This window comes from Mesorhizobium sp. M4A.F.Ca.ET.050.02.1.1, from assembly GCF_003997725.1.
In the GTDB taxonomy this organism is placed as follows: Bacteria; Pseudomonadota; Alphaproteobacteria; order Rhizobiales; family Rhizobiaceae; genus Mesorhizobium.
On sequence record NZ_RZSG01000941.1, the window covers coordinates 1 to 2,092 of the forward strand.

Below are 2,092 nucleotides of genomic sequence, written 5' to 3' on the forward strand. Positions count from 1 at the left end.
CGACATAGCCTTCGCAGCCGGTGATCTGGCCGGCAAAGCGCAGGCCTGGCCGCGATTTAAGCTGCAGCGAAGCGTCAAGCAGGGTCGGCGAGTTGATGTAGGTGTTGCGGTGCAGGCCGCCGAGGCGGGCGAAATCGGCGTTTTCCAGGCCGGGAATGGTGCGGAACACGCGCACCTGCTCGGCATGCTTCAGCTTGGTCTGGAAGCCGACCATATTGTAGAGCGTGCCCAGTGCATTGTCCTGGCGCAGCTGGACGACGGCGTACGCCTTCACCGATGGATTGTGGACGTTGGTCAGCCCCATCGGCTTCATCGGTCCGTGGCGCAGCGTCTCGACGCCGCGTTCAGCCATCACCTCGATCGGCAGGCAACCGTCGAAATAGGGCGTGCCTTCCCATTCTTTGAACTCGGTCTTCTGGCCGTCGACCAGCGCCTGGACGAAGGCGAGATACTGGTCCTTGTCCATCGGGCAGTTGATGTAGTCCTTGCCGGTGCCGCCGGGGCCGACCTTGTCGTAGCGCGACTGGAACCAGCAGGTGTCCATGTCGATCGTGTCGAAATGCACGATCGGCGCGATCGCATCGAAGAAGGCGAGCGCATCGGCGCCAGTGGCCTGCGCGATCGATTGGGCCAGCGAAGGTGCGGTCAGCGGGCCGGTGGCGATGATCGCCTGGTCCCAGTCCGCCGGCGGCAGGCCGGGCACTTCCTCGCGCTGGATGGTGATCAGCGGATGCGCTTCGATCTTTCGGGTCACCGCCTCGGAAAAGCCGTCGCGGTCGACGGCCAGCGCGCCGCCGGCCGGCACCTGGTTCGCGTCGCCCGCGCTCATGATCAGCGAACCGGCAAGCCGCATTTCGGCATGCAACAGGCCGACCGCGTTGGTTTCGGCATCGTCGGAACGGAAGGAGTTGGAGCAGACGAGCTCGGCCAGACCATCGGTCTTGTGCGCATCGGTGCCGCGGACGGGCCGCATCTCATGCAGCACGACCGGAACGCCGGCCTCAGCGATCTGCCAGGCGGCTTCGGAGCCGGCGAGGCCGCCGCCGATGACGTGAACGGGATTTTTGCTCATGGGCGCCGGAATAATCGCTTGTCGCCGCGATTGCAATTGGCGCGAAGGACAGGAAAGGGCCGAAGGGCGGCAAAGCCGGCCTCAGAAACACAACACCCGCCGGGGGAGGAGGTCCGGCGGGTGTCGTTTTGGGGGTCGATCCTCGGGAGGAGGTGAAGATCGACCGTATTCGTCATCGCCGGGGAGGAGGTCGGCTCTGACGAAATTCCTTTCGCCGTTTGAAAAGGGGCGAAACCTTTGGAAGACGAACTGCATTCGCTTCGAAAGACGAACAATGTTCGCTTCGGGAACAACGCCCGCCGGGGGAGGAGGTCCGGCGGGCGCCGTTTCAGTGGTCAACCCTTGGGAGGAGGTAAGGGTTGGCCGTATCCGTCAGGGTCGGGGAGGAGGTCGACCCTGGCGAAATTCTTGTACTTAGACCGCCTTGCGGGCGACCATCTTGATCTCGTCACGGACGATGCCGAGATCATGGAGCTGGCGATTCGACAGACGACCCAGCTCGGTAACCGTCTCGCGATAAACGCGCCAGTTACGATAGTTGCGGATCAGGTTCATTGTCGTTCTCTTCTTCAAAACTGGTTCGGACCATTCGCGGCCCGAAGCGGATTAGACCGCCTTGCGAGCGACGTAGTGGATGTCGCTGCGGCTGATGCCGAGGTCGGTCAGTTCACGGTTCGACAGGCGGCTCAGCTCGGAGACGGTGTCCCGGTAGCGGCGCCAGTTGCGGTAGTTGCGGATCAGGTTCATGGTAGTGCTCGTTTCGTCTTTCGTTCGGGTCATTCCGTTTGTGTACGAACAGAAAATAGGTGGGGTCATATCGATTTAAAAGTGCCATTGGCGCATGGCAGCAATGCAAATTGTGCAATGCAACACTAACGGCCATTCACGGCTTCGACATAAAGAAGCCCGAATCCGAAAATGCCGTGGTGTCAACGGTTTGACCGTGTGGGCTGGAAAAAGATCGAGGGCAGGGGGAAGGCATGGCGAGTTATGCGTCGCGGGTCAGGTCCGACATCGCCC

Annotated in this window: 3 protein-coding genes; all 3 read right to left on the bottom strand. The window is 61.9% G+C overall.

Annotated features, from left to right (window positions below; translation table 11 throughout):
- A partial coding sequence (gene trmFO / locus EOA33_RS33395; RefSeq protein ID WP_127407559.1) for a methylenetetrahydrofolate--tRNA-(uracil(54)-C(5))-methyltransferase (FADH(2)-oxidizing) TrmFO occupies nucleotides 1–1,072 on the bottom strand: 1,072 nt, incomplete at its 3' end.
- 414 nt (nucleotides 1,073–1,486) lie between these two features.
- Nucleotides 1,487–1,627, bottom strand: coding sequence for a DUF1127 domain-containing protein (locus EOA33_RS33400; protein ID WP_126054215.1), 141 nt, complete (start codon nucleotides 1,625–1,627; stop codon nucleotides 1,487–1,489).
- A gap of 51 nt (nucleotides 1,628–1,678) precedes the next feature.
- Nucleotides 1,679–1,819 carry a DUF1127 domain-containing protein gene (locus EOA33_RS33405; protein WP_006335194.1) on the bottom strand — a complete coding sequence of 47 codons (141 nt, stop codon included), beginning with the start codon at nucleotides 1,817–1,819 and terminating at the stop codon, nucleotides 1,679–1,681.
- Nucleotides 1,820–2,092: the final 273 nt, after the last annotated feature.